General features: G+C 60.6%; 29 protein-coding genes and 1 other RNA gene. 12 read left to right on the top strand and 18 right to left on the bottom strand.

The features are described 5' to 3' along the window. Positions 1-112 precede the first annotated feature (112 nt). Together ACFOOP_RS03655 and ACFOOP_RS03650 are read left to right on the top strand one after the other, a co-directional pair. A complete protein-coding gene (locus ACFOOP_RS03655; protein WP_379881499.1) occupies positions 113-373 on the top strand; it encodes a YjhX family toxin in 261 nt (86 codons plus the stop codon). Between the two features lie 65 nt (positions 374-438). After that, positions 439-2,382, top strand: coding sequence for a serine hydrolase domain-containing protein (locus ACFOOP_RS03650; protein ID WP_379879504.1), 1,944 nt, complete (start codon positions 439-441; stop codon positions 2,380-2,382). 22 nt (positions 2,383-2,404) lie between these two features. Here ACFOOP_RS03650 and ACFOOP_RS03645 read toward each other — a convergent pair whose 3' ends face one another. The 5 genes from ACFOOP_RS03645 to ACFOOP_RS03625 all read right to left on the bottom strand — a co-directional run bounded on the left by ACFOOP_RS03645 (position 2,405) and on the right by ACFOOP_RS03625 (position 5,084). Next, the gene (locus ACFOOP_RS03645; RefSeq protein ID WP_379879503.1) at positions 2,405-3,220 is read right to left on the bottom strand and encodes a TIGR00282 family metallophosphoesterase; all 816 of its coding nucleotides are present in this window, start codon (positions 3,218-3,220) and stop codon (positions 2,405-2,407) included. Positions 3,221-3,239: 19 nt separating this feature from the next. After that, positions 3,240-3,824: a 5-formyltetrahydrofolate cyclo-ligase gene (locus tag ACFOOP_RS03640; protein ID WP_379879502.1), complete on the bottom strand. Its 585-nt coding sequence runs from the start codon at positions 3,822-3,824 to the stop codon at positions 3,240-3,242. A 9-nt stretch (positions 3,825-3,833) separates the two neighbouring features. Then, positions 3,834-4,316, bottom strand: a complete 483-nt coding sequence (locus ACFOOP_RS03635) for an Lrp/AsnC family transcriptional regulator (protein WP_379879501.1) — start codon at positions 4,314-4,316, stop codon at positions 3,834-3,836. A 289-nt stretch (positions 4,317-4,605) separates the two neighbouring features. Continuing rightward, a non-coding RNA gene (ssrS, locus tag ACFOOP_RS03630) (6S RNA) lies at positions 4,606-4,763 on the bottom strand. Between the two features lie 36 nt (positions 4,764-4,799). Then, the gene (locus ACFOOP_RS03625; RefSeq protein WP_379879500.1) at positions 4,800-5,084 is read right to left on the bottom strand and encodes an XrtV sorting system accessory protein; all 285 of its coding nucleotides are present in this window, start codon (positions 5,082-5,084) and stop codon (positions 4,800-4,802) included. A 215-nt stretch (positions 5,085-5,299) separates the two neighbouring features. Here ACFOOP_RS03625 and ACFOOP_RS03620 point away from each other — a divergent pair, with 215 nt between their 5' ends. Then, positions 5,300-6,520, top strand: a complete 1,221-nt coding sequence (locus ACFOOP_RS03620; RefSeq protein ID WP_379879499.1) for a hypothetical protein — start codon at positions 5,300-5,302, stop codon at positions 6,518-6,520. Here the strand turns inward: ACFOOP_RS03620 and rsmD are convergent. Next, complete coding sequence (gene rsmD / locus ACFOOP_RS03615) at positions 6,517-7,080, bottom strand: 16S rRNA (guanine(966)-N(2))-methyltransferase RsmD (protein WP_379879498.1); 564 nt, start codon at positions 7,078-7,080, stop codon at positions 6,517-6,519. The two genes, ACFOOP_RS03620 and rsmD, sit on opposite strands and share 4 nt — an antisense overlap. 142 nt (positions 7,081-7,222) lie before the next feature. Between rsmD and ACFOOP_RS03610 the strand changes: the two genes are divergently transcribed. After that, positions 7,223-9,076: a M61 family metallopeptidase gene (locus ACFOOP_RS03610; protein ID WP_379879497.1), complete on the top strand. Its 1,854-nt coding sequence runs from the start codon at positions 7,223-7,225 to the stop codon at positions 9,074-9,076. On the opposite strand, the gene ACFOOP_RS03605 is transcribed toward ACFOOP_RS03610, so the two are convergent. Beyond that, a complete protein-coding gene (locus tag ACFOOP_RS03605; RefSeq protein WP_379879496.1) occupies positions 9,073-12,216 on the bottom strand; it encodes an efflux RND transporter permease subunit in 3,144 nt (1,047 codons plus the stop codon). The genes ACFOOP_RS03610 and ACFOOP_RS03605 overlap by 4 nt on opposite strands. A 5-nt stretch (positions 12,217-12,221) precedes the next feature. Beyond that, positions 12,222-13,388 (bottom strand): efflux RND transporter periplasmic adaptor subunit, encoded by a 1,167-nt coding sequence (locus ACFOOP_RS03600; protein WP_379879495.1) that lies wholly within the window; start codon positions 13,386-13,388, stop codon positions 12,222-12,224. A 68-nt stretch (positions 13,389-13,456) separates the two neighbouring features. Here ACFOOP_RS03600 and ACFOOP_RS03595 point away from each other — a divergent pair, with 68 nt between their 5' ends. The 5 genes from ACFOOP_RS03595 (at position 13,457) to ACFOOP_RS03575 (ending at position 17,294) form a co-directional block, all read left to right on the top strand. After that, positions 13,457-13,579, top strand: a complete 123-nt coding sequence (locus tag ACFOOP_RS03595) for a hypothetical protein (RefSeq protein WP_379879494.1) — start codon at positions 13,457-13,459, stop codon at positions 13,577-13,579. Continuing rightward, entirely contained in the window at positions 13,560-14,570 is a 1,011-nt protein-coding gene (locus tag ACFOOP_RS03590; protein ID WP_379879493.1) for an SDR family oxidoreductase, read from the top strand. Before ACFOOP_RS03595 ends, ACFOOP_RS03590 begins: the two co-directional genes overlap by 20 nt. A 70-nt stretch (positions 14,571-14,640) precedes the next feature. Then, on the top strand, positions 14,641-14,970 hold the full coding sequence (locus tag ACFOOP_RS03585) for an NIPSNAP family protein (RefSeq protein WP_379881497.1): 330 nt from the start codon (positions 14,641-14,643) through the stop codon (positions 14,968-14,970). 13 nt (positions 14,971-14,983) lie between these two features. Continuing rightward, positions 14,984-15,805, top strand: a complete 822-nt coding sequence (locus ACFOOP_RS03580) for an isocitrate lyase/PEP mutase family protein (protein ID WP_379879492.1) — start codon at positions 14,984-14,986, stop codon at positions 15,803-15,805. Between the two features lie 106 nt (positions 15,806-15,911). Further along, on the top strand, positions 15,912-17,294 hold the full coding sequence (locus ACFOOP_RS03575) for an MATE family efflux transporter (protein WP_379879491.1): 1,383 nt from the start codon (positions 15,912-15,914) through the stop codon (positions 17,292-17,294). Here ACFOOP_RS03575 and ACFOOP_RS03570 read toward each other — a convergent pair. The 10 genes from ACFOOP_RS03570 to ACFOOP_RS03525 form a co-directional block, all read right to left on the bottom strand. Then, a complete protein-coding gene (locus ACFOOP_RS03570; RefSeq protein WP_379879490.1) occupies positions 17,291-17,638 on the bottom strand; it encodes a cupin domain-containing protein in 348 nt (115 codons plus the stop codon). The genes ACFOOP_RS03575 and ACFOOP_RS03570 overlap by 4 nt on opposite strands. Before the next feature lie 3 nt (positions 17,639-17,641). Continuing rightward, positions 17,642-18,169 (bottom strand): DinB family protein, encoded by a 528-nt coding sequence (locus ACFOOP_RS03565; protein ID WP_379879489.1) that lies wholly within the window; start codon positions 18,167-18,169, stop codon positions 17,642-17,644. Positions 18,170-18,178: 9 nt separating this feature from the next. Then, the gene (locus tag ACFOOP_RS03560; RefSeq protein WP_379879488.1) at positions 18,179-18,874 is read right to left on the bottom strand and encodes a DUF2461 domain-containing protein; all 696 of its coding nucleotides are present in this window, start codon (positions 18,872-18,874) and stop codon (positions 18,179-18,181) included. 17 nt (positions 18,875-18,891) lie between these two features. Continuing rightward, positions 18,892-19,197 (bottom strand): ribosomal protein L7/L12, encoded by a 306-nt coding sequence (locus tag ACFOOP_RS03555; protein WP_379879487.1) that lies wholly within the window; start codon positions 19,195-19,197, stop codon positions 18,892-18,894. Between the two features lie 71 nt (positions 19,198-19,268). Further along, positions 19,269-19,691 carry a DUF4112 domain-containing protein gene (locus ACFOOP_RS03550; RefSeq protein WP_379879486.1) on the bottom strand — a complete coding sequence of 141 codons (423 nt, stop codon included), beginning with the start codon at positions 19,689-19,691 and terminating at the stop codon, positions 19,269-19,271. A gap of 44 nt (positions 19,692-19,735) precedes the next feature. Next, complete coding sequence (locus tag ACFOOP_RS03545) at positions 19,736-20,152, bottom strand: MAPEG family protein (protein ID WP_379879485.1); 417 nt, start codon at positions 20,150-20,152, stop codon at positions 19,736-19,738. Between the two features lie 72 nt (positions 20,153-20,224). After that, a complete protein-coding gene (locus ACFOOP_RS03540) occupies positions 20,225-21,142 on the bottom strand; it encodes a DMT family transporter (protein WP_379879484.1) in 918 nt (305 codons plus the stop codon). 100 nt (positions 21,143-21,242) lie between these two features. Next, the gene (locus tag ACFOOP_RS03535) at positions 21,243-21,578 is read right to left on the bottom strand and encodes a hypothetical protein (RefSeq protein ID WP_379879483.1); all 336 of its coding nucleotides are present in this window, start codon (positions 21,576-21,578) and stop codon (positions 21,243-21,245) included. Positions 21,579-21,639: 61 nt separating this feature from the next. After that, entirely contained in the window at positions 21,640-22,863 is a 1,224-nt protein-coding gene (locus tag ACFOOP_RS03530) for an acyl-CoA dehydrogenase family protein (RefSeq protein WP_379879482.1), read from the bottom strand. An 80-nt stretch (positions 22,864-22,943) separates the two neighbouring features. Further along, positions 22,944-23,396, bottom strand: a complete 453-nt coding sequence (locus ACFOOP_RS03525; protein WP_379879481.1) for a nucleoside deaminase — start codon at positions 23,394-23,396, stop codon at positions 22,944-22,946. Between the two features lie 101 nt (positions 23,397-23,497). Between ACFOOP_RS03525 and ACFOOP_RS03520 the strand changes: the two genes are divergently transcribed. The 3 genes from ACFOOP_RS03520 (at position 23,498) to ACFOOP_RS03510 (ending at position 25,243) form a co-directional block, all read left to right on the top strand. Next, positions 23,498-24,253, top strand: a complete 756-nt coding sequence (locus ACFOOP_RS03520) for a pseudouridine synthase (RefSeq protein WP_379879480.1) — start codon at positions 23,498-23,500, stop codon at positions 24,251-24,253. Between the two features lie 116 nt (positions 24,254-24,369). Continuing rightward, entirely contained in the window at positions 24,370-25,059 is a 690-nt protein-coding gene (locus tag ACFOOP_RS03515; protein ID WP_379879479.1) for a hypothetical protein, read from the top strand. Further along, positions 25,052-25,243 (top strand): DUF4169 family protein, encoded by a 192-nt coding sequence (locus ACFOOP_RS03510; protein WP_379879478.1) that lies wholly within the window; start codon positions 25,052-25,054, stop codon positions 25,241-25,243. Before ACFOOP_RS03515 ends, ACFOOP_RS03510 begins: the two co-directional genes overlap by 8 nt. Positions 25,244-25,285 lie beyond the last annotated feature (42 nt).

Genomic DNA, 25,285 nt, shown 5'->3' with positions numbered 1-25,285 from the left:
CGAGATTGTCACCCGCTAAACCGCTTTGAGCGGCGCAAGAGAAACGGCGATCCGCCAAATGGCGGAACCCATTCGTGCGCCCAGTTTAGTGAAAATTTCGGACGACCTTTCCATGAACATTTCGAAAGCGGAGCAAAGAACGCTCCATGCGCTCGCGCGCGGCGGCGCCATTCTCGTTGAAAAAGACAACAACGGGAAAATCATCGCGATCAATTGCGCCACCCGTGAAGGCTGGACCCTAGAGGACTGCACACTGGCCGTCTTCAAGCGGCTGAAGCGGCGGCGGCTGATCGCCTCCTCCAAGGGCGGGCCTTACCGGGCGACGCTGCTGGGGCGGCGATCGGTGCGCGCCCAGCTCGATAACAGGGCGTAAGTCCTGAGGGAGGCGCATTGTCTGTGGCTTCGGGTCTGTTAGGTTGCCCCGGCCAAGGGAGACAGATGATGCGCCTTTTTCTCACCGTTTTGCTGATGCTTGCTGCGACGCCTCTATGGGCGCAGATTCCGCCGCCCGACGCTTCGCCCTCGACGCCGGTGGATGAGGTGGCGCTGCCCGCCTTTGAGCCGACCCGTGAGGAGGCGGTGCTTGAAGGCTATGTGGACGGCGTCATCGCCGCTCATATGCGTGAGCATGATCTCCCCGCCGTGACGGTGAGCGTCGTCAGAAACGGCAAGATCGTTTTCGCCAAAGCCTATGGTGAAAAGGACGTTGACGCCCGCACTCCTGCAAGCGGTCAGGAAACAATGTTCCGTATCGGCTCGGTCTCCAAGACATTCACCTGGACCGCAGTGATGATGCTTCAGGAGCGCGGGCTGATCGATCTCGATGCGGATGTGAACACCTATCTGAAAGACATGGCGATCCCGGAGGCGTTCGGCGCCCCGGTGACGATGAACGATCTGATGGCGCATCGCGCCGGCTTCGAAGATACGCTCGCGGTTTTCACTTACCCCGATGATGGCGACATCTCGCTGACTGATGCGCTGAAAGAAACAATGCCGAAGCGTGTTTATGCGCCTGGCGCGCGCACGTCCTATTCGAATTGGGGTTCGGCGCTGGCGGCGAAAATTGTCGAAGATGTTTCAGGCATGCCCTTTCGCGACTTTCTTGAAGCGGAAATTCTGAAACCCCTCGCCATGACGCACACAACCATTGCGGCGCCGTCGCAAATGACGGAGGCGCAGCGCGCTGAACTGGCCACGGGTTACGACGTCAAAGCGGGCGCCCTGAAACCCGCCGAGTTAATGCAGATCGGGCCATTCGCGCCCGCCGGCGCCATCGCCTCGACATCGGATGATATGGCGCGCTGGATGTTATTTCACCTGGGGCGCGGCGAACAGGACGGCGTCCGGTTGATGCGCGCAGACACCCATGACATCATGTGGAAGCGCGCCTTTGACGACCGCGCCTCTGGCGCTGATCTCGCCCATGGCTTCATGACGAATATCTATCGCGGCGTTGAAACCTTCGGTCATGGCGGCGCCACCACGGCGTTCTACACCTATATGATGCTTGTCCCGGAATACGATCTCGGGGTCTTCGTGTCACAAAGCACGACGAATGACCGCGGGCTGGTTTCCGATCTCGGCCCGCTGGTGATCGATCATGTGCTGGACCGGCCCGCAACGCCTGCCAAAGCCGATCCGGCTTTTGAAGAAAAGGCCGCTTCCTTTGCAGGCAACTATTTTAACAATCGGCGCTCCTTTTCGATGTTTGAAAAACTATTCGCCTCCAGCGATCGGGCGTCCGTCGCGCCGGCGGAAGGCGGCGGGTTGACGGTCACCAAAGGCGGCAAGTCGGATCATTACGCGCCATTGCCCGGCGCACCCGACACGTTTGAAAACCGCAAAGGAGAGCGCATCACCTTCGGCCGTGGCGAGAAAGGCCGCATTACGCATTTCAGCGACGGCTCGGGCGTTCATTCCTTTGACCGGGAGACGGTTGCGACAAATGCCGATTATCTCAATCTCGGTCTTGGGGCGGCGTTGTTCTTCGCCGTGACGACATTGCTGGGCGCTTGGCGCCGTCAGGGGCGTGACGTTCCGCAGAGCGGGACGGGCGGCCTGATCGGGCTTGGCGCGATGGCCGCGGCGGTGGTGACCTTTGTCTTTGCAGGCGCAACGCTGTGGGTTCTGACAGATTTGTCGAGCCTTGGCGCTGCTGGCTTGCAGGCCTATCCGCCGGCATCAGTCGTGACGCTGCGGCTCATCGGGCTTGTTGTCTTTGCTGTCGCCCTGCTGGGAGTGGCGAGCCTTTGGCCGGCATGGCGCGCTTCCGGGTGGGGCGTTTTCAGAAAGCTCCATCACACAGCGTTCGCGATTGCGCTGGCCGGATTGACGCTGACGCTCGTCTTCTGGAATGTGATCTTCGCAGCGACGGCCTAAAGCTCAAGCCTGAAATCCGGGCCTAAAACTCCGGCATGGCGCGGCGCAAGCGCCCGTCGACGCGAACAGGATGAATGCTGGAAGCGAGTCCGGTCTTCGGGTCGGTGTCAATGACGACGCCGCAAAGGGTCGCCTCGCCATTGGCGGGGCTGAAGCGCCCGCCATTCATCTTGGTGGTGAAACGGCGCAAGGGTTCCGACTTTTCCATGCCGATCACGCTGTCATAATCGCCGCACATGCCGAGATCGGTGATATAGCCGGTGCCGCGCGGAAGGATCTGATCATCCGCAGTCGGAACATGTGTGTGCGTTCCGACCACAAGGCTCGCGCGCCCGTCAAGAAAATGACCCATGGCCATCTTTTCCGAGGTCGCTTCGGCGTGGAAGTCGACGACAACAGCGTCGATGTCTTTGCCGAGAACCGCGCCCGCGAGTTCGCGATCCACGGCGGCGAAGGGATCGTCGCAAGGATGCATGCCGATCTGGCCCTGGGCATGGACGACCAGAACGCTGGCGCCGTTTTTAGCTTCGAACATGCCGCTGCCGCGCCCGGGATTTGAGGGCGCGAAATTCAGCGGTCGCAGAAGCCGGTCTTCGCGGTCGTAAATATCGATATCGTCGCGCTGGTCATAGGCGTGATTGCCGGTGGTGAGCGCATCAGCGCCGGCGTCGAGAAACGCCTCTGCGATGTCGCGCGTAACGCCGAAACCGCCGGCGGCGTTCTCCACATTGACGATAATGAAATCGAGGGCGAGTTTTTTTCGCAAACCCGGCAGCCGGTCGAGCAGACCAATACGCCCGCTTCTGCCTACAACGTCGCCAAAAACCGCAATCCGCAAAATACGCTCCGCACTGGTCCTAACATTTCACCGCTCCGCGTTCGGTGACTATCCAGTCTAGCGGCTGATCTAGGGGGGAGAGGGGGAGCGCGTCAACTTCCTGGGCGCCAAAGGCGTAACCGACGGCCAGCGGCGCGCCGGTTTTGCGCAGTTTTTCAAGGGTCCGGTCATAATAGCCGCCGCCATAGCCGAGTCGCCCGCCATCCCGGGTGAAGGCCAGAAGCGGGATCACGAGAATATCCGGGGTCGCCTCCGGCGCGGTTTCTGCGGGAATCTGTTCGCCATAGGAGCCTGCGATCATGGCGTCGCCGGGCGTATAGGCGCGAAAGACAAGCGGGGATTTTTTTCGGGCGACGACGGGCAGGGCGACAGTGACGCCCTCTTCGATCAGCGCCGCGACGAGCGGCTCGGTGTCGAGTTCGTGGCGCATGGGAAAATAGAGCGAGACGACCGCGCTTTCACCGCGCGGGATCGACTTCATGAAATTTGCGGCCGCATGCACGCCGGCGTCCGGCCGGGCTTTCGCCGCGGCGCGCCGCTCCCCCTTCATCCGTTCGCGCAGGACGGCCTTTGGATCGAATAAGGATGCGATTGGCGGCAGCATGAATTCCTCCTAACGCCCGGCCAGCAATTGCTCGAGGGGCAAGGCGAAGCCGTATTTCACCGACCGCAAGACAACGCTGGTTTCAAATCTCGCGACGAAATTGTCCTCGGTGAACAAGCGGTTTGAAAAGGCTTCATAGCCATGTGTGTCCTTTGCGGCGACAAGCAAGCAGAAATCGAACGCGCCTGAAATATGAAAACACTGCACGACTTCTTCCGTCACGCCCATCAGCGCCCGGAAGGCGCCTATCGTGTTGTGCTTGGTGCGGATGAGCTGGACATTGACGAGGAAGAGCGACACGCCGCCCAAGGCATCGGCCGAGACAATGGCGGCCTCGCGCTCAATCACGCCGCCGGCGCGCATCTGGCGCAGGCGTTTCTGCACGGCGGAGGCGGAAAGCCCCACCTCTTCTGCAATTTCATCCGCCGTTAAGGCGGCGTTCTGTTGCATCAGGGTCAGGATTTGAACATTCGCCTCGTCAAGTTTCGCCATAATCGCGGTTAAGCCCTCACTTCTGTTCTGGTTATCCGCACATGCCGCCCAGCTTATCCGGAAAAGAGAGTTTGTGTCTGCTATTCTGGCGCGATCTTTCAAGAGATCTTGGCATTGTGCGATATTTTGCCATTTTGTGCGTTTTACGGCTCGTGGGAGGGGCATCTTCCAGCCGTAGAAAACCCGCTTCTGCTGTCAGCGTGGTGATTGTGGGCAATGAATGGAAATCGTCGACGGCGATCTCATCATGCGGCGTGGCCGCTATTCGCCTGAAAAAATACTGCAAGAAATAAGCGCCGCCCTGGCCGTTGGATTTTTTGTTCGCCCTGGACCCTAAGGTACAGGTGGGCGCCGCGTGAGAAGGGCCACGGCCCTAACCAGAGACAGCTCCCGATCGATTGGATAAGGCCCCGGGGAATGTCATCCTGACGGGCCGGGCAGCTTCTGGAAAATAGGCGCGCGGATGGCGCCCTGCAAGGGGTGTTAGAAAGCGTCGTCAACCGCGGCTGTTTTCTTGTCCTCTTCGCCGTTCATTGAGCGCCAGCTTGGATAAAGAAGACAGCCGAGGAACGAAAAGGACGCCGCCAGAAGCAGCGCCAGCGCAAAAACGCCGCCGCCGGCTTCGCCCAGCCAATTAGCGACGAGGCAGGTGCTGGCGATGATCAGATAGGGATATACGGGCGGGTCCTGCGTCATATAGCGTTTGACGAACAGCCCCATGGACGCAAGCAGCAGCGCGAGCGAATAAACGTCAAAAATCGTGAACATGGGGTCCCCCTCTCATGTATAAGGATCAACCTAGCCCGGGCTGGTTAAGGTGGACTTAACCTCGACGAAGGCTTGGTTAACGGTTCGTCGTACGAAAGGCGCGCCTGCCCGACAGGGCGCGCAGCGCATCGTGCCTAGCACGCGGTCCGCCGCTTTGCGGCGCCTTTTCTCGCGAGGCAGGCTATAATCGAGGCGACTTCAAGACGAGGGCGATTATGATGATCCGGACACTTATGGCTGCGCTTGCTGCAGCAATAGCGGCCCCGGCCGCTGCGCAGGAAACTGAAACTCCAAACGCGGCGACTGCCGCGCCGATGAGCGTCACCGCTGCGGGACTTGAGGGGCCGGGCGCGGCGCTCATTCTTGAACGGCTTCCCGATGCGCAGTTCATTCTCGTGGGCGAGGATCACGGCTTCGCCGGCTCGCCGCAAATCACCCGGGCGCTTGCCGATGCAGCGCGGGGCGGCGGCGTCATCCATCATGTTGTGGAGATCGGCCCGATTTCTGCCGACTGGGTGAGCGGCGTCCTGAAGCGCGACGGCGTCGATGGGCTTGCCGCAGCGCTTGAGGGCAAGCCGCTGGCGGCTCCGTTTCTCAATATGCGGGAAGACGCAGACCTCGCCGCGTCAATCCTGGAGAATGGCGGCGACCTTTGGGGCGTCGATCAGGAGTTTATCGGCTCGCCTCTGTTGCATCTTCAAACGCTGCTTGATCGCGCCCGGGGCGATACAGCAAAGGCGCGTCTTGCTGAATTGCTCGCCAATGAAACGGAAGCCTTCGCGACTGGCAATCAAGACGCAATGTTCATGTTTATCGCAACGCCTGAAGTTTTCGCTGAACTTGAGTCCTTTTTTACGCGCGATAAGACAGCGCTGGCGCTGATCGAGGCGTTGCGTGAAAGCGCCGATGTCTATCAGGCCTTTGCGCGCGGTGAGAATTATATAAGCAATGTGGATCGCGTCGCGCTGATCCGACGTCAGTTTCTTGACGCGTATGGAAGCGCGCGCGGGCGAGCTCCGCGGGCGATCTTTAAAATGGGCGCCAATCATCTGGGGCTGGGCACCACGTTCCTGAACACGTTCGATATTGGCTCTCTGGTTGAGGGCGTCGCCGCCGCCAATGGGCGCTCCGCCTTGCGCATTGTGATTTATCCGCTCGCAGGCGAAAAGACACAGATCATGCCCTCAGCAGACGGCGTTTTCAAAACCGTTGAACACTCTGGTGAGGAAGCCTCCGAGTTTCTGGAGCTAGCCGGACTGACGGCGAAGGATATTCCGCAGGACGGCTGGGCGGTGATTGCGCTTGAACCGCTTCGGCGCAGCCTCGGCCAGAAGAAAATCAACTCGCTTTCCCCGGAAGCCAAATTCATGCTGCTCGGTTATGATTTTCTGGTGACGACACGCGGCGCCAAAGCGGCGACGCCGCTCGCGAACTAACCGGTGTAGATATAAATTCCGATCTGGGCGGCGCCGTAACTGCGGCGATCCTCCTCCGTGAAGGCGTCGACAGCGACCGGCGTTTCATCGGCGCCCTGTTCAACGATCACGATGGCGCCGGGTTTCAGCCAGCCTCCGGAATGCAGGATCTCCAGCGCCGGGACACAGAGGTCCTTGCCATAAGGCGGGTCAAGAAAGGCGAGCGTGAAAGCCGGGCCGACCCCGGCGGGTTTGGAGCCGAGGTCGGCGGCGGAGCGGCGGTGAATGCGGGTCGATCCGAACAGGGCCAGCGCCTCGATATTATCCCGGATCGCGCCGCGCGCGCCTGCATCAGTCTCGACAAACAAACACCAGTCTGCGCCGCGCGACATGGCCTCAAGCCCCAGCGCGCCCGATCCCGCGAACAGATCGATCACCCGTGCGCCTTCAAACGCGACATCGCCGCGCGAGGTGAGAATGTTGAACAGCGCTTCGCGCGTGCGCTCCGCCGTGGGGCGGGCGACCATGCCTTTGGGAGCGATGATTTTTCTGCCGCTGAATTGTCCGCCGATGATGCGCATGAGAGCCTTTTGGGAAAAGCGCTCTCTTATCAGCAAGCTCCACGATCCCGCAATCGTCCTTGGGTCTTTGTCATGGGGCCATTGCCCTCAGACCATTGCCCGGCGCGCGGTTTGGAGCCACGATGAAAAAAAGAGGAGTCTCATGAAAAACCAGATTGCAGCTTTTGCTGGCCTGCTTGGCGTTTTCTCACTGGCCACAGCCATGCCGGCCGCCGCCGAGAATGCGCCCGTCGTCTATCATGCGTCATTTGAGAACGCGGCCCATCACGAAGCGCGGATCACCGCGAGTTTTCGCGATCTCGCTGAAGGGCCGTTTGTGTTTCGCATGTCGCGCGCCTCTCCCGGGCGCTATGCGCTGCATGAGTTCGCCAAGAATGTTTATGAGGTCAGCGCGGTGGACGGCAAGGGCCGTGCGCTCAAACTTGAACAGCGCGATCCCTATAGCTGGCGGGTCGAGGGGCATGACGGCGCGGTGACGGTTTCCTATACGCTCTATGCTGATCGCGCCGACGGCACTTATAGCCAGATCGATCGCACCCATGCGCATCTCAACATGCCGGCGACCTTCGTCTGGTCCGAAGGTCTGGAAGATCGCGCCATCGAAATTTCATTCGCGACTCCGAACGGGCGCTGGAAAGCCGCGACGCAATTGCCGCCTGCGGGCGGGCGTTCGCGCTTTACCGCTCCCAATCTTCAATATCTCATGGACTCACCGACGGAGCTTAGCGATTTTGATCTGCGGTCATGGAAACTCAGCGACGGTCAAACGATCCGCCTTGCGATTCATCATGACGGCAACGCCGATGATATGGACCGCTATGCGCAGGAGGCGAAAAAGATCGTCGCCGAGCAGATCGCTATTTTTGGTGAGGCGCCGAAATTCGATCATGGCGTTTACACCTTTATCGCCGATTATCTGCCGCACATTTCCGGCGACGGGATGGAGCATCGCAATTCGACAATCATTTCCAGTTCAAACGGGCTTTATGAGTCGGACTTTGCGCAGATCAGCACTTTGTCTCATGAGTTTTTTCACGCCTGGAATGTGGAGCGCATGCGCCCGGCGGAGCTGGAGCCGTTTGATTTCGCGCGCGCCAATCCGACGCCGAGCCTGTGGTTCGCTGAAGGCTTCACCAATTATTACGGCGATATCGCGCGGGCGCGCAGCGGCGTGACGCCTGTCGATGACTATCTGGACGATCTCGCCGGTACGCTGACATTCATCATCAATGCGCCGGGACGCGAAGTGGGTTCGCCGCAATCGATGTCGCTCGAAGCTGCGTTTGTCGATGCGGCGCGCGCTATCGATCCGGATAACCGCGCCAATATGTTCGTCTCTTATTATCCCTATGGGGAAGTGATTGCGGTTGCGCTCGATCTCACCTTGCGAACGGAGTTCGAGAACATCACCCTCGACGATTATATGCGTCACATGTGGAAGCTTCACGGCGTCACAGAAAAACCCTACACCCATGACGATCTGCGCAAAGGGCTGGCCGACGTTACGGGCGACGCCGATTTCGCGGCGGCGTTTTTCGCCTCCTATATTGAAGACGGGGAGTTGCCGGATTTTGCGCCGCTTTTCGCGGAGGCGGGCTTCAAACTCGAAGCCGCCGATCCGGAAAAGGCCAGCCTCGGCGGGGTCTCGTTTGAAGAAAAGGGCGACGCCCTTTTCATTGCATCGAACACATTGACGGGAACGCCGCTCTATGAGGCGGGGCTTGATCGCGGCGATGAAATTTTGAGCGTTGGCCGGTTCACGATCGACAGCGAAGATGAATACGAAAAGGCGATGAAACGTCACGAGCCGGGGCAAGAGGTCGCCATCCGTTTCCGGAGCCGCGGCGAAGAGTTCACCGCCAACGCCACTTTCGCCACAGATCAAACGCTCAAGATCACACCCTATGAAAAGGTGAAGATGGACATCACCGACGCGCAAAAGGCGTTCCGCAAAAGCTGGCTGAAAACTGAAATAAACCCCGACGAAGAAGACTAGCGCAGGGCCGACGCTTTCGCGAGTTCCTCGTCGACCTTCACGCCTTCCTCTGCGCGCGGTTTCGACAACCGTGCAAACAGCAGGAAGGAGACCGGCGTCAGGAACAGGGTGAAGATGGTGGCGAAGCCGAGGCCGCCGAAAATCACCCAGCCAAGGGCTGCGCGCGCCTCGGCGCCAGCGCCTGAACCGAAGATCAGCGGCAGGCTGGCGAGCAGCGTCGACATGGCGGTCATCAGAACTGGCCGTAGGCGCGTCATCGCTGCGGTTTCAATCGCCTCGCGAATGCTCAGGCCCCGGTCGCGTAGCTGGTTGGCGAATTCGACGATCAGAATGCCATTCTTGGCCATGATCCCGATCAACAGCACGAGCCCGATCTGGCTGAAATAATTGATGGAGCCGCCGGTCAGAAGAATGGCGTAGATCGCCGCTGCGAGGCCGAACGGCACCGTCACCATGATGATGATCGAGCTGACGAAACTTTCAAACTGCGCCGCGAGAACGAGGAAGACGATGATCGCGGCGAACCCGAAGACCAGGAGGGTTGTTCGGTTCGAGTCCTGCAAAATCTGCGCTTCACCGAGCAGTGTGATCGATTGCGCGCCGGTGAGCACGTCGGGGGCGATCCGGCGCAATTCGCGCACTGCGTCGCCAAGAGGCGCGCCTTCGATCAGGCTTGCGGACACAGGCACGGCGCGGCGGCGCTGTTCGCGCGAGAGGTTTGCGGCCACGGCTTCTTCCTGGATCGTGGCGACCGAAGACAGCGGCACGAAATCGCCGCTTGCTGTGCGCACATAAAGATTGGCGAGGTCGGTCGGATCGTTTACCGGCTCGCCGCCGGAAGAGACGAGAATATCAATGATGTCATCGCCGACAAAAACTTCGGCGGCGCGGAATTCATCCGCCATCGCCTGAATGGTTGTAGTGATCGCGCTTATGGGAACGCCGAGCGAGGTCGCCGCTTCCCGGTCGATGCCGATGGAGATCTGCGGCTGCGAAACCTGAAAGTTGAGGCGCGCATCAGTGATGGTGGGGGTTTGCTGGAGTCGCGCCGCGATTTCCTCCGCCGCCGCTGCGGCGCCTTCATAATCATCGCTGACAACAGCAAATTGCAGGCCCTGTCCGCCGCCGCGAATGCCGAGGGAATTGCCGGAGCGAACGAAGACAGTCACGCCTGCGATATCGCCGACAAGCTGACGCACTTCGCGTTCATAATCCTGCTGTGATTTTTTACGCTTGCTCCAATCGGGCAATTTGATCAGCACGAAAGCGCGGTTGCCGCCGCCGACGCCATTGATCGACATCACCGCTTCGACTTCACCGTCATCCACCAGGCCTTGAAGGCGGGTTTCGATTTCGAGCACCTTGCGGTCAAGATATTGGAAGCTTGCTCCCTCCTGACCCGAGATCAGGGCGAACACCCGGCCGCGATCTTCCGTCGGCGTCAGTTCTTTCGGCGTCATGGAGAAGGCGGTTACGGCGCCCGCCGCGAAAACCAGCGACAGGACCGCCGGAATGATCGGGCGCTTGAGACAGGCTCTGATCGCTGGACCATAGATCGCGGTCAGCGGACCCGCCGGTTTTTTCGGCGCTGCGGGATCGTCGCTGTCGAGATTGGCCATTTCTTCACGGAACTCGCGGCCGAGTTTGACGGTGAGCACCGGGCACAAGGTCAGCGCCACGATAGAAGACGCCATCACCGCGAAGGCGAGCACGAAGCCGAATTCGGAAAACAGCGCGCCTGCCTGTCCCGGCAGGAACGAGATCGGAATGAAGACAGCGACAAGCGTTGCGGTCGTCGCGAGAACGGCGAACACGATTTCGCGCGTGCCGAGAACCGCCGCCGCGCGTTTGCCCGCGCCCATACCGCGCCAGCGCTGAATGTTTTCGGTCACCACAATGGCGTCATCGACGACAAGGCCGGTCGCCATGACGAGCGCGAGAAGGGTGATGATATTGATGGAGAAACCGGCGAGCCAGAGCGCGGCGATGGTGCCGAGCAGGGAAATCGGAATGGTGACGGCTGGAATAATCGTTGCGCGCAAGGATCTGAGAAACAGAAAAATTACGATGACGACAATGCCGGTCGCGAGCAGGAGGCTTCGGAAAACCTCGGTGATGGCGGCGTTGATGAAAATGGAATCGTCGATGGTGACGTTAACTTTCACGTTGGTCGGCAAGGACAAGGTGAGATCGTCTATGGCGGCCTGCACATCCTTTGAGACCTGAACGGTGTTCGACTGCGCCTGACGGACAATGCCGATGCCGATGCCCGGCGCGCCATTGACGCGCGCGGTGCGGGTTTCGTCCTCAAAGCCCCATTCCACAATGGCGACATCGGAAAGGCGCGTTTCGTCATCGAGCCTCAGGGCGCCGACCTGCTCCGGCGTTTCCGCAGAGGATTCCGCGCGGATCAGGAGCTGCTGGGAGGAATTGCGCAACCGCCCGCTCGGCGCCGATTGTGCGGCCCCGCGCACGACCCGCGTCACATCTTCGATAGTGAAGCCGCGCGCCGCAAGCGAAACCGGCATCACGCGCACACGGATGACGCGGTTCTTGACGCCATAGGCGTCAGCTTGCGCGACGCCTTCCACGCCCTGCAGCCTGGGCAGAATGACATCGTCCACGAGGTCCGCAAGATCGCCCGGGTCCATGCCGTCGGCGGAAACCGAAATGCGCATCACCGGGGAGGCGTCGGTGTCGGCCTTGATAACCTGCGGTTCCTCTACGTCTTCGGGCAGTTCGTCGGTAATCGCTGAAACAGCGTTCTTTACATCTGTCGCCGCGACATTGATGTCGACGCTTGAGGAGAACTCGGCGGTGATCCGGCTCTGCGCAAAGCTCGATGAGGATGAGATCGCGCGGACACCGTCAACTTGCGCGACGGCGCCTTCGAGGATCGCGGTCACTTCCGCGTCGATCGATTCCGGCGAGGCGCCGGGATAGCTGGTGCGAATAGAAACAACCGGCTGGTCCACATCGGGAAGCTCGCGCACCTCGACACCATTGAGTGCGGCGAGGCCGGCGATCATGATCAGCAGGCTGACGACTGTCGCGAGAATTGGCCGTTGAATGAAGATGCCGACAAAACCGCCAGAGGCGGTCTTGTCCGGTCCGGAGGCGTTGGAAGGCTTGTCGCTCACCGGGCTTATTCGCTTCCGCCTGCGGCGCCCGGGCCGGCGGCATTGGTCGCGCCAGCGCCCGTGGACACGGGGTTCTGCGTTGTCAGGCCGGGTAGGGGCACGCCGCTGCGCACCCTGTCGGCGCCTTCCCACACCACCACTTCGCCGGGATGAATGTCGCCGGCGACCAGCACGACATCATCGGTGCGCTGCAGGATGGAGACATTGACGCGCATCGCAACGCCTTCGGCGCTGCGTTTCCAGACGAAAGGACCTTCGCGGTCCCACTGAATGGCGAGGCCGGGGATTGAAACGGCGGGTTCGCCGCGGCTTGTGGTTGAAACGGAGAAGATTGCGCCGGGCAGCAGCGCGTTGTCGTCATTGGCGAAGGTGGCTTCGACTTTGAGCGTGCGTGTCTCCGCGGCGACGCGGCTGTCGATGGCGCTGATGACGCCCTCATGGGGCGCCGAGCCGCCGGAGGCGAGCTGCGCTGTGACAGGCTGACCGATTTCCACGGCGCGCGCCGCTTCCTGCGGGATCGCGAATTCGATGATCACCGAGGAGGTGTCGTCAAGCGTGGTCACCATATCGCCGGCGCGCACATAGTCGCCCGCTTCGATTTCGGTGAGGCCGATGACGCCGTCGAAAGGCGCGCGGATGGTGCGCTGCTGCACGGCGAATTGCGCGGCGCGCAGATCCGCCTCGATGGTCTTGTAATTGTTGAACGCGGCTTCAGCCTCAAGTTCCGAGGCGGCTTCGGTGTTTAAAAGATCCTCATAGCGCTCGGCGTTCTGTTTCGCGATCGGGTATTGCGCTTTTGCGCGCTCTAACGCGATGCGCTGTTGCTCATCATCGAGACGCAACAGGACGTCGCCTTTGGCGACCTGTTTGCCCGGGGCGATGTTGACCTCAGTGACGATGCCCGTCGCTTCCGATGTCAGCGCCACGCTTTTGAGCGACCGGCCCTCGCCGATGACGTCAAGGGTCTTGCCGACGGCGGCGGCCTGCGCTGCGGCGACGCTGACGGCGGGCGCATAGGCGCCCCGGCCCGGGCCTCCGGCCGCGGAGGCTCCGGGCGCGCCACCCGCAGATGCGCCGTCGCTCTCACGCCCCGACAACACAAAGGCGGTTGCGGCGGCGCCGATAACGAGGCCGATCAGTGCGCCGGCGGCCAGTGAACCCGGCAATTTCATCAGTTTCGGTCTCCAGTCCGGGCCAGAGGGGCCCCGGGAACGACGATATGGCTAATATAGAGTAACGTATGAAGTCTTACGATCCGTCTATCGAAACGGAAGATCCGCGCTCCAATGCCGCTTTTCATACTGTGCAGATGCACAAAACACAAAGCAGGAAAGGAAATCTCCATGTCCTCACGCCGATTTGAACACTCCCGCCGCGCCATTCTCGGCGGGGCCGCGGCCCTGGCGGCGGCCTCCGCCGCCAAATCCCAACCCGCAAGCCCCGCCAGCACTGCGCAGGACCTTTCCGGCCGGTCGGTGCTGATCACCGGGACGAGTTCGGGCTTCGGGCGGCTGACGGCGCTGCATCTGGCGCGCCTTGGCGCCACGGTGATCGCCTCCATGCGCAATTACGATGTCGGCAAGCGGCCTGAGGCGCAAGAGCTCGCCCGCATCGCCAAAGACGAACAGCTCAAGCTTCATCTGGTTGAGATCGACGTCCTCGACGAGGGGCTGATCGCGTCAGGCGTCGCCCGCGCAGAGGAGATCGCCGGCGGCCCCCTTGATGTGCTGGTGAACAATGCCGGAGTCGGTCTCAGCGGCCCGGTGGAACTCGCCGACATGGAGGCGACGCGCCTGATTTTTGAGACCAATTTGTTCGGCTATCTGCGCATGGCGCGCGCCGTTTTGCCCGGGATGCGCGGCAAGGGCGAGGGGCAGGTGTTCAATGTCTCTTCCCAGCTCGGGCGTATATTGATCCCCGGTCTCGGCATGTATTGCGCGACGAAATTCGGCGTCGAAGCGATGTTCGAAACCATGGCCTATGAACTGGCGCCGTTCGGCGTTGAAGTGACGATCATACAGCCGGGCGGCTATCCGACGAAAATCTGGGAGAATGGAAGCCGCTACACGGATGCGCTTTTTGAACGCGCCGATGACGACCGTCTCAAAGCCTATGACGCCCATGTCCAGATGGCGCGCGGCATTCTCAGCGGAGAATATTCCACCGACGCCAATGACGTGCCGCGCGCGATTGCGGAGACCATGGCGATGCCCGCCGGAACGCGGCCCTTGCGCCGTCCGGTGCATCCGAACACAGCGGCGACCGATGCGGCGAATGCGGCCATGGCGCAAATTCAGGCGCAGGTGCTTGGCGGCGGCGCCTTCAAGAGCTGGCATGACGCCGTGACCGATTAAACCGCAAGAAACGGGTGGCGCGCCGTCGCGCCGCGACTACCGTCGCGGCGCAAAAGACAAGGAGGGCATGATGATTACCTGTTTCATCAAATATGAAATCGACCCGTTCAAGAAAGACGCTTTCGAGACTTACGCCCGCAATTGGGGGCAGGCGATCCCGCGTTGCGGGGCCGATCTCATCGGCTATTTTGCGCCTCATGAAGGTTCAGCGACAACTGCCTATGGCGTCTATACGCTGCCCTCGCTTGCGGCGTATGAAGACTACAAGGCGCGGCTGGCGGCGGACCCGTTGGGCAAGGAGAATTACGAGTTCGCCAGGACCGAGCGGTTCATCACACGCGAAGACCGCATTTTCCTGAAGCTAGCTTCCGCGCCTCACGGGTCTTTGAAAGCATTTTAGTCGGATGAAGGACATGAACAGCAACGAAAAAGCCGCCGCCTTTCGCGCCCTGCATCAGGCCGGAAAGCCCTTTGTCATTCCGAACCCCTGGGACGCCGGATCGGCGCGGATGCTTGAAGGGTTGGGCTTCAAGGCGCTGGCGACGACGTCGTCGGGTTTCGCCATGACCCTGGGCCGCAAGGATTACGGTGTGACGCGCGAAGAGGCGCTGAGCCATGGCGCCGCCATCGCCGACGCGGTGGAAATCCCTGTGAACGCCGATCTTGAAAATGGCTTTGGGCTGGCGCCGGAAGATGCTGCTGAAACAATAGCCCGCGCTTGCGCGACGGCGCTGGCGGGCGGGTCCATTGAAGATTCAACCGGCGAGTCTCGAAATCCCGTCATCGAAGATGATGCGCTCGCCGTCGCGCGCATCGAGGCCGCGGTGGAGGCGCGTAACCGGAGCGGCCGGGATTTTGTGCTGACCGCGCGCGCCGAGGCGTTTCTTTACGGCAATTGCGACCTCGACAAGGTGATTGCGCGGCTCAACGCCTTCGCTGAGGCGGGCGCGGACGTACTCTATGCGCCGGGCCTGCCGGATATGGATGCTGCGCGCGCCGTCTGCAAAGGCGTTTCGAAGCCGGTGAATATTCTCATTCTCGGGGCGCTGGCGAAGCATTCCGTTGAGGACTTTGCGAGGGCCGGCGCCGCGCGGCTTTCCATTGGCGGCGGGCTCGCCTGGAACGCCTATGGCACGCTCGGCGCCGCAACAGAAATGCTTACCGAAGGCCGTTTCGACATGCTTTCCGCCAATCGCGACGGCGCCAAGAAAATCGCGCCATACTTAAAAGCGTGACTTTCCCGCAACCGTGAACGCCGAGTGACCACGGCCCCCTTTCGCCGTGGGACCAGACCGGCTAAGGACGCCGTCCCTCCAGTGATGGAGGACGGAGAGAGTATTCGTGACGACAACAGTTTCCATGACGCCGGGCGCCGAAAAGGGGCCCTGGCGACGCGAATTTTTCGCGCTCATGGCCATCGGCTTGCCGATGGGCCTGACTCAGCTCGTCCAGTTTTCCATTAACACCGTCGACATTTTGATGATCGGGCGGCTGGGGCCGGAACCGCTCGCGGCCGCGGCGCTTGGCATCGTCATATTCTACGTCTTGTTCGTCGCCGGCATGGGCCCGGCCATGGCGGTGTCGCCCATGGTGTCTCAGGCGCTGGGCGCTGACGAAAACGATACGCGCGATGTGCGCCGGTCTGTGCGTATGGGGCTCTGGCTTGTCGGCATCTGTGCGCCGATTGCGTCGCTGATCTATTTCTTCGTTGAAGAGTTCGCGGTGATGACCGGCCAGCCGCCGCAAATCGCGGCGCTTGCAGAGCCTTATGTGCTGGCGTTGACGCCGGGACTGCCCTTTGCGCTCGGCGTCATTGTGCTGCGGAACTTTCTCGCCGCGATTGATCGCGCGCGGGCGCCGCTTTACGTCATTATGCTGACGACGCTGATCAATGCGTTTCTCAACTATCTCCTGATCTATGGCAATTGGGGTTTCCCCCGGCTCGAGCTTGTGGGCGCGGGGATCGCCTCATCGATCTCCCATGCGTTCGGGTTCTTCATGCTCGCCGCCTATATCGGCTGGGAGAAACGCGCGAAGACGTTCGAACTTTTCCACAATTTTTTCAATCACGACTGGCCGCGTTTCGCCGAAGTGGCGCGGCTCGGCTGGCCGATTTCCATCACCATCGGTTTTGAGGCGATGCTGTTCAACGCCGCCGTTTTTCTGATGGGCCGCATCGGCGTCAATGAAATGGCCGCCTATCAGGTTGCGCTGAACGTCGCCGCGATCGCCTTCATGATGCCGCTGGGCCTTTCCATGGCGGGATGCGTTCGTGTGGGATTGATGGAAGGCGCGAAAAACCGGCAAGGCGTCCGCCGCGCCGCCGCCATGGCGGTGACATGCAGCGTCGGCGCGATCATGATCGTCGCTATTCCGGTGATGATCTGGCCGATGACGATTGCAGGGTTTTACCTTGAACCGGGCGACCCCCATAATGGGCGGGTCCTGGGGCTGGTGGCGTCATTTTTGCCGATTGCTGCGGCCTTCGCGCTGTTCGACGCCATTCAAGTTGCGGCGGGTCAGGCGCTGCGCGGCCTTAAAGATGTCCGTATACCGATGATCCTGACGGGGATCAGCTACTGGGTTGTCGGCTTTCCGGTTGCGTCATATCTCGGCCTGTCCACGCCGCTTGGCGCCGTCGGCGTATGGTGGGGCCTGCTGGCGTCGCTCGCGGCTGCGGCAACCCTGCTGGGCGGGCGATTATGGCTGATCACCCGCGATTAAAGCCGGACCACATATTCCTTGCGCGTGGTCTCGATCACCTCCCATGCGCCTTTAAAGCCGGGGCGGATGATGAAGCTGTCGCCGGGACCGACGCGCCGTTCTTCGCCGTCTTCCCCGGTGATCACTGAAACGCCGGAGAGAATGCGGCAATATTCCCATTCGTCATATTCGATGCGCCATTTGCCCGGCGTCGATTCCCAGACGCCGGCGTAAAGTCCGCCGGGCTGTTCCTCCATATTCCAGGTCTTGAATTTCGGATCGCCGGAGATGATGCGTTCCGGCGGCGGGGCGCCGTCTTCGACGACAATATTATCGATGGAAAGGTCGAAAAGGTGCGTGGTCATGATTTACTCATTGTGCTCAACAAAGGCGTCGAGGTCCGGCATGAAGGGAATGTCCGTATCCGCCGGTTTTGCGCCAGCGGCGGTGAGCATGGCGTGAGCCTGTCCGCGATGATGGGTCTGGTGATTGAAGAAATGCGTTATCAGCACCCAGCGCGCCATGGTGAATTCTTTGTTCACAGCGATCGGAGTCCAGGTGAGGTCGCCCTCAAGATCGGCGGCGGTGACGCTATGGGCCCATGCCAGGATCTGCGCATCGGTCTTGCCCCGTTCCGCGCGCAGGATCTCCCAATCCTCAATCAACCGCGAGGAGTCAGCGATCTTCATGTTTGGCGCGGGCGCAGGCGTGAACCGGGAGAGCCAGACCCGGTCGCCCCAGAGAATATGGGACAGCGTGCCGTGGATAGAGTTGAAAAACGCGCCGCGATCCAGATGGCGCGCCTCATCGCTGAGGCCCGCCGCGGCGCCGTACAGGCTCGTATTTTGCCACTCATTATAGGCCGCCATCAGGCGCAGATAGGCGGGTGAGATCATGGTTGTTTCCTAAAAGGGCGCTCCGGTCGCGTCACAGAGAAATTTCATCATCGGCTTTGCGTCGGCGAAGGCGGCGGCGACATCGTCCACAAAACCAGGTTTTTTCGCTGAAGCCGCCTTTCCCGGCGCCATCGCGAAAAAGCTTTTGCGCTTCAAATCTTCGATCATCGGGTGATCGCCGTCAAAGCCGCGCGGCGGGCGGGTCAGCGCATCACCGCGCAGATCGCCAAAGCGTTTTGTAAAAGCGGCGCCAGTGGTCGCTTTCTTCCATGCGGAGGATTTATCCCGGATCGCTTCGCGGATGGCCAGCAGAGACGGGGAGGGCGGCGTCCAGACGCCGCCGCCATAAAAAATCTCGTCCGGATCGAGATGCACGTAAAAGCCCGGCGCGTGGGCGTCCTTGCCGAGCGCATGGCGGAACTGCACCGCGCCATGGGTTTTGTAGGGGGCCTTGTCCTTCGAGAAGCGCGTGTCCTTATAGATGCGAAACACCGACCCGCCATTCAGGCGCGGATCGGCGACAATATGTTTTGAAATCTTTTTCAGTTTCGGCGCCATCGCTTCCACAAAAGCCGCGAGCGGCTCCTGCACGCTTTCCCGGAATCGCGGCTTGTTGTCATTGAACCATTCGCGATTGTTATTCTCGCGAAGCTCTTTGAAAAACTTGAAATAGTCGTTCGGCAGGCCGGCGAATTCACTCATCATGCGTCTCCGGTATGGGACTAGGCGAGAATTTGGCTCGCCCGTTTGTCGGCGGCGATTTTGGACTCCTTCAGGCCAAGGCCGGTATGCTCACGGATGACCTTGATCGCCTCGATTTTCTTCTTGTCCATTAACAGACGATCCACATCAGACTGAATCGACGGGGAGAGAGAAGCAAATGCATCCGCCGCCCTGGTTTCTTCGGCCATGCGCCGCGCCTCGCGCGCTTCCGGCGCCTCGCCGCTCTTGGACATGCGGCCTATTGTGAACGCGACATAGGCGAGGAAGGCGATGAGGAGCCATTGCTCCATGGAAAAGTCGAACATGGCGGACAAGCCTCCGGTTGCGTCATAAGGAGGCTAGCCTGCTTTCACCGGCCTGAAAACGCATAGCGGCGTCAGGCGGCGGCGTTGCGTCTTTCAATTTTTGAGTAGTGCTCTTTCAACAGCTCCGCATTGCGGAGATTGGCCTTGAAGGCGAAGTCGAAGAGATCGCCGAGGATCGGCACCGCGCCGAGAATGGTGTCGGCAAGCATGTTATAGACCATACGCAGAACAAGGCCGGGCCCCGCGCCCGCGCGCCGCGCCTCCCAGATCAGATAGACCGACATCAGTCCGGCGACCGCGTCGCCAATGCCGGGGATAAGGCCCAGAATACTGTCCCAGCCGAAACGATAGCCGAGGCCGGGAATGCGATATTTGGTGTCGAGGAAATCGGCCAGCCACTCGACCCGCGTCTTCGCCGCCTCGTGGGGCGGGACGACGCGCTCCAGTTCCGCCGCCCGAACGGCGGCTGTGTCAGTGGTGCGGTTAGGGCTCATGGCGTCCTAACACCGGAGGCGCCGGAGCGTTCCCGCAAAGCCCGTCAGGTGAGCAAAAGCGCCAGAACATTGCGCGCCGCAATGATCATCAAAACGACGCTGCCCGCCGCGAAAACCATGAAGCGCGGCATGACTTTTCTCAGGACAATCTGGATCAGCGAGTGGACGATGCGCAGCGCCACATAAATCCACGCCAGCATGATGTTGAGCCCGTCTCCGACGCCAACCAGAAAAGAATATGTCGCCAGCGCATAGAAAATCGTCGGCTGTTCATGCAGGTGATTGTAATTGTCGGCGATCACCCTCGCTTCTATCGGCAGGGAGTTAAGCGAGCCGGGATGAATGGCGTCGTCCGGGTTGATCTTGGCTTTTTGCATCGCCGGAATACGCAGCGCATACATCCAGCACCAGACAATCAGGGTCCAGACGATCAGGGCGAGAACGGGGGTGAGCATGGTCATGGATGGGCCTCCCTTTTTCGCGCAAATCTATCATGCGTCGCCGGATGCGAAACCGGCTTTCGCAGCCGCGTTTCAGGGCCGGGGAATCTGGCGGGTCTGCGCGACAGGCTTGGTCAGCAGCATCACGCCTGTGACGGTGAGGACAAGCGCCAGCGCTTGTGGCGGGCCGAACGGTTCATGCAGGATCAACGCGGCCGCCAGTGCAGTGGAGGCGGGGCCGATGCCGCCGGTTGCGCTGGTCAGGCCGGGGCCGATCCGGGCGATCGCCTCGGCGATCATCAGGCCCGGCGCCACCGTACACAAGACGGCGAGGAAAACACCGATCATCAAAATTTCCGGCGAGAGCGGCGCTGTTTCGAAGGCTGAAATCGCAAAGCTGTGAATGAGGATCGGAACCGCCGCGGCGCTCATAGCGATGCTGATAAACAGCGGTGAACCGAGTTTCGTGATCGCCGGTTTGCTGGCCGTGACATAGAACGCGAAGAGGACTGCGGCGGTGAAAACAAGTCCCGCGCCGAGCGCCGCGTTCGGTCCGGCGTCCTTGAATTCATTCAACGCCAGCAGCGCAACCCCGCCATATGAAAGTAACAGCGCCAGCCCATGACGCCAGGTGATGCGGTCGCCATAAGCAATCCACGCAAACAGCGCGACAACAGTCGGATAGAGAAACAGGATCAGGCGTTCGAGCTGCGCCGAAATGTATTTGAGCCCCGTGAAGTCGAGCCAGGTGCAGACATAATAGCTGAGAACGCCAAGCGCCGCCGCGGTCGCGATCAGCCGTGGCGCCGGTTTCACCTCCCTGCGTTTCGCCGCCCGCCAACCGATCCACAGAAAAAACGGCAAGGCGATGCCCATGCGCAGGGACATCATCTGTTCGACATTCGCGCCTTGTGTGAAGGCGATCTTCATTGCGACGCCCTTGAGGGAAAACAGCGTCGCCCCGGCGGCGGCGAGCGCCAGGCCGGATGTATGTCGGAAAGAGGGATGCACAAAACGCCTCGAACTTGCTGTGAAGTCGTTTAGTTTAGTTTCACCAGCAATGGTAGGGCGGGGCGGCGCTGTCGCGTGCAATCACGCCGCCCGCAAGGGATTAGTCTGACGCGGTCTCGCTGGCGCAGGCGGCGGGCGCACTGACCATGAACATGCCCGCATTCATTGATCCTTCAACACCGAGTTCGTCGCGAAGTTCTTCGGTTGTTTCCATGTCGCCAGTGATGCTGGCATAGGCGAATTTGCGTTCGATCGGCGTCAGGTCCGCCTCGGCTTTTTCGTCGATGCATTCGCAAATCTCTTCGGGAACATTAAGCGCCTCGCCGCATGCTTCTGCGAATTGTGCGCCTGTGGGGCCATCATCTTTTTTGGCGTTGTCGCCGCCGCAAGCGCTCAGCGCCAAAGCGGCAAGCGACGCGAAAAACAAATGTTTCATTTCTTTCTCCTTAGAATGTCGGCTCATCTATTGCGCCCGGGGCGCCGTCGCCGGCAGCCCGTCACGCCGCGTTCGAATGTTTCTTGAACTCGATCCGCGAGATTGCGCGGCAATGGACCTCGTCGGGCCCGTCGGCGAGGCGAAGTGTGCGGATGCCGGAATAAACCCGCGCAAGGCCGAAGTCGGTCGTAACGCCGGCGCCGCCATGGGCCTGGATCGCGTCGTCGATGACTTTAAGCGCAACGCGCGGGGCGGCGACCTTGATCATGGCGATTTCCTGCTGCGCGGCCTTGTTGCCGACCGTGTCCATCATCCAGGCGGCTTTAAGCGTCAAAAGCCGCGTCATCTCAATGTCGATGCGCGCTTCGGCGACGCGCTGCTCCCAGATTGAATGTTTATAAATCGGCTTGCCGAACGCCTCGCGCGTCAAAAGCCGCTTGACCATTTTCTCAAGCGCGACTTCAGCGGCGCCGATGGTGCGCATGCAGTGGTGAATACGGCCAGGCCCAAGGCGCCCTTGCGCAATCTCAAAGCCGCGCCCTTCGCCGAGGATCAGGTTTTCCTTTGGCACGCGCACATTATCGAGCTCCACTTCCATATGGCCGTGGGGCGCGTCGTCATAACCGAAGACCGGAAGGTGGCGCAGGATTTTCACGCCCGGCGCATCGGACGGCACCAGAATTTGCGACTGCTGCTTGTGGCGGTCCGCGGTTTTGTCAGTCTTGCCCATGACGATGAAAATCTTGCAGCGCGGATCGCCGGCGCCGGAGGACCACCATTTGCGGCCATTGATGACATAGTCATCGCCGTCTGCGGTGATCTCGGTTTCGATATTGGTGGCGTCGGAGGAGGCGACGCGCGGTTCGGTCATCAAAAAGGCGGAGCGGATTTTCCCGTCGAGCAGCGGCTTCAGCCACTGCTCCTGCTGCGCGGGGCTCCCGTATTTCATCAGGACTTCCATATTGCCGGTGTCGGGCGCGGCGCAGTTGAACACTTCCGGCGCGATGTGGCAGCGGCCGGTCAGTTCCGCGATCGGCGCATAATCTGCGTTGGAAAGGCCGGGGCCAAATTTCGGGTCCGGATGGAACATGTTCCACAGACCTTCGGCTTTGGCCTTTTCCTTCAGCTCTTCGATGATCGGCGGGACTTTCCAGCGGCCTTCGCCGGGACCAAATTCCGTATGCTGACGTTCATAGGTTTCATCGCCTTCATAGACATATTTATCCATGAAGTCGGAAACGCGTTTCAGATAATCCTTGCAACGGTCGGAATAGGCGAAATCCATGACGGCGGTCCTTTTTCATACGCATTATGTTTGGCGCGCATGATAGCGCTCGCGCCGCTGAGGGAAAGCTGCAAACGCAGTTAGCGCCGGGCTTTGAAAAAGGCGCGCAGCATGTCGCCTGATTCATCGGCGAACGGCCCGGCGACCACTTCAGGGCGCCAGTGACAGGTGGGCTGTTCAAAATATCTGGGTCCATGCCAGACGGCGCCGCCCTTGGGGTCGGAGGCGGCGATCACGAGGCGTTTGATGCGGGCGATGGAGATCGCCCCGGCGCACATGGCGCAGGGCTCAAGCGTCACATAAAGCGTCGCGCCGGTGAGGCGATAATTGCCCAGCTTTTCGGCGGCGGCGCGAAGCGCGCGAATTTCAGCATGGCCCGTGGGGTCATGCGTTGCGATGGGGGCGTTCCCTGCGGCGGCGAGGATCTCGCCCTCAGCGCTCACCAGGACCGCGCCGATGGGGGCTTCGCCCGCCTCGGCGGCCTTGCGCGCCTCATCCAGCGCGCGGCCCATCAACGTCTCATCGGTCTCCATGGCCCGCCTTGTAGCGGGCGGCATGCGGCTGCGCCAGTTTCGCCTTTTTCCTTTTCGCCGATAATGTGCTACCGGCGCGCCTCACTCAGAAAGACCGCTCCATGGCCGACCTTAAAGACACTGATGGCGAACGCATCGCGAAGTTTCTCGCCCGCGCCGGCGTCGCTTCGCGCCGGGACGCCGAAAAGCTTATCGAACAGGGAATTGTCACCGTCGACGGCAAGACCCTGACGACGCCCGCCTTCAAGGTGACGCCGGCAATGGACATCCGTGTGGACGGAACTCGCGTCGGCAAGCCGGAAAAGACCCGGCTCTGGCGCTATCACAAACCCGACGGCCTTGTGACGACGCATAAAGACCCGCAAGGGCGCCCGACGGTTTTCGATGGTCTCGCCGGGCGTCTGCCGCGGGTGATTTCCGTGGGGCGGCTCGACCTCACCACCGAGGGGCTGTTGCTGGTGACCAATTCCGGCGCGCTCGCCAGAAGGCTGGAGCTGCCGTCAACGGGCTGGGCGCGGCGTTATCGTGTGCGCGCCCATGGCCGCGTGACGCAAAACAAGCTGGACAAATTACAAGACGGCGTCGAGATCGAGGGCGTTCAATATGGGCCCGTTCGCGCGACGCTGGATCAGGTGCAGGGCGGCAATGTCTGGATCACGCTGTCGATCAATGAGGGTAAGAACCGCGAAGTCAGAAACCTGATGCGCCATCTCGATTTACAGGTGAACCGCTTGATCCGCGTCGCCTATGGGCCGTTTCAACTGGGCAAGCTCGGCAAGGACGAGATTGAAGAGGTGCCCGGCAAGCAGTTGAAAGAACAGCTCGGCGCGAAGATTTGCGAAGAAGTCGGGCTCTAACTTTTCGACGTGGGCGCCGCGCGAGGCTTGACACATCATCGTCCCGGCAGGTTAGATTTTCAAATCGTGTTTGGTGCAGGGGCGGCGGCGGGTTGCCGGCGTAGGCGGGGAAATACATGTTTGAAGACAGGAAGCTGACGACGCTTCAAAGCTATCAATGCTTTGAGCCGGTCGAACATCTTGATTTTGGCGCGGAGACGAAAGCCTCCTATCTCGATCCTACTGGCGGGGTGTGGTCGATCCCGACGGCGATGGCGGCGCTGTTCGACGGGGTCAGAAAGCTTGATCAGCATGGCAAGAGACTGCGGCGCATCAACACGCAAATCGCCAATGACATTCAGCACAAGGGTGAGTTCGCCTCTGTCATGGGACACAAGATCACCATGTGGATGAAGATGTCGAGCGCGGCGGGCGCGTCCTGGGACGACATCCTGCAATTGCTCAAAGACATTTATGTTGAATATGACGCCAATGGCGAGGCGCGCTCCTTTGAAGACTGGGAGTCCTGCCGGGAGCAATTTTACGAGACTCTGTCGAAACGGGACAAACAAAAAGGCGACAAGGTCACGCAGTTTTACCGGCGCGTACGCGTCTCGCTGAACAAGACCGACAACGAGCTCGCGGATTCGGTGAAGTTTCTGGCGGCCGCCATTCAGGCGGCGAAAAACCCGAATCTGACGCAAGAGCGACGGGAAGCGGAATTCGGGCGTTTCGCCGGGCTGCATATCAAGGCGCTCATCCGCTCCCTCGAGCATTTCGGAGATATGTTGAAGGGCGCCGAAACGGCGTTGCGCGCATTTGACTGAGATCATCAACCTCAACCGCTTCCGCAAAAAGAAAATCCGTATGGAGGCGGAAAAACGCAGCGAGGAAAATCGCGCGAAATTCGGCCGCACAAAAGCGGACAAGGAAAGCGCCAAGGTCAAAGACGATCTCGAAAAGCGCCGCCTTGACGGGCACGAAATAAAGCCGGAGACGCCATCCGAATAATCCCTAACGGCGAAACTATTTCTTACGAGGGCTGTTCTTATC

The organism is Hyphococcus aureus (genome assembly GCF_042643165.1).
Taxonomy (GTDB): Bacteria; Pseudomonadota; Alphaproteobacteria; order Caulobacterales; family Parvularculaceae; genus Hyphococcus; species Hyphococcus aureus.
Note: the sequence above shows the minus strand (reverse complement) of the source record. Positions and strands in the feature narration are given on the sequence as shown.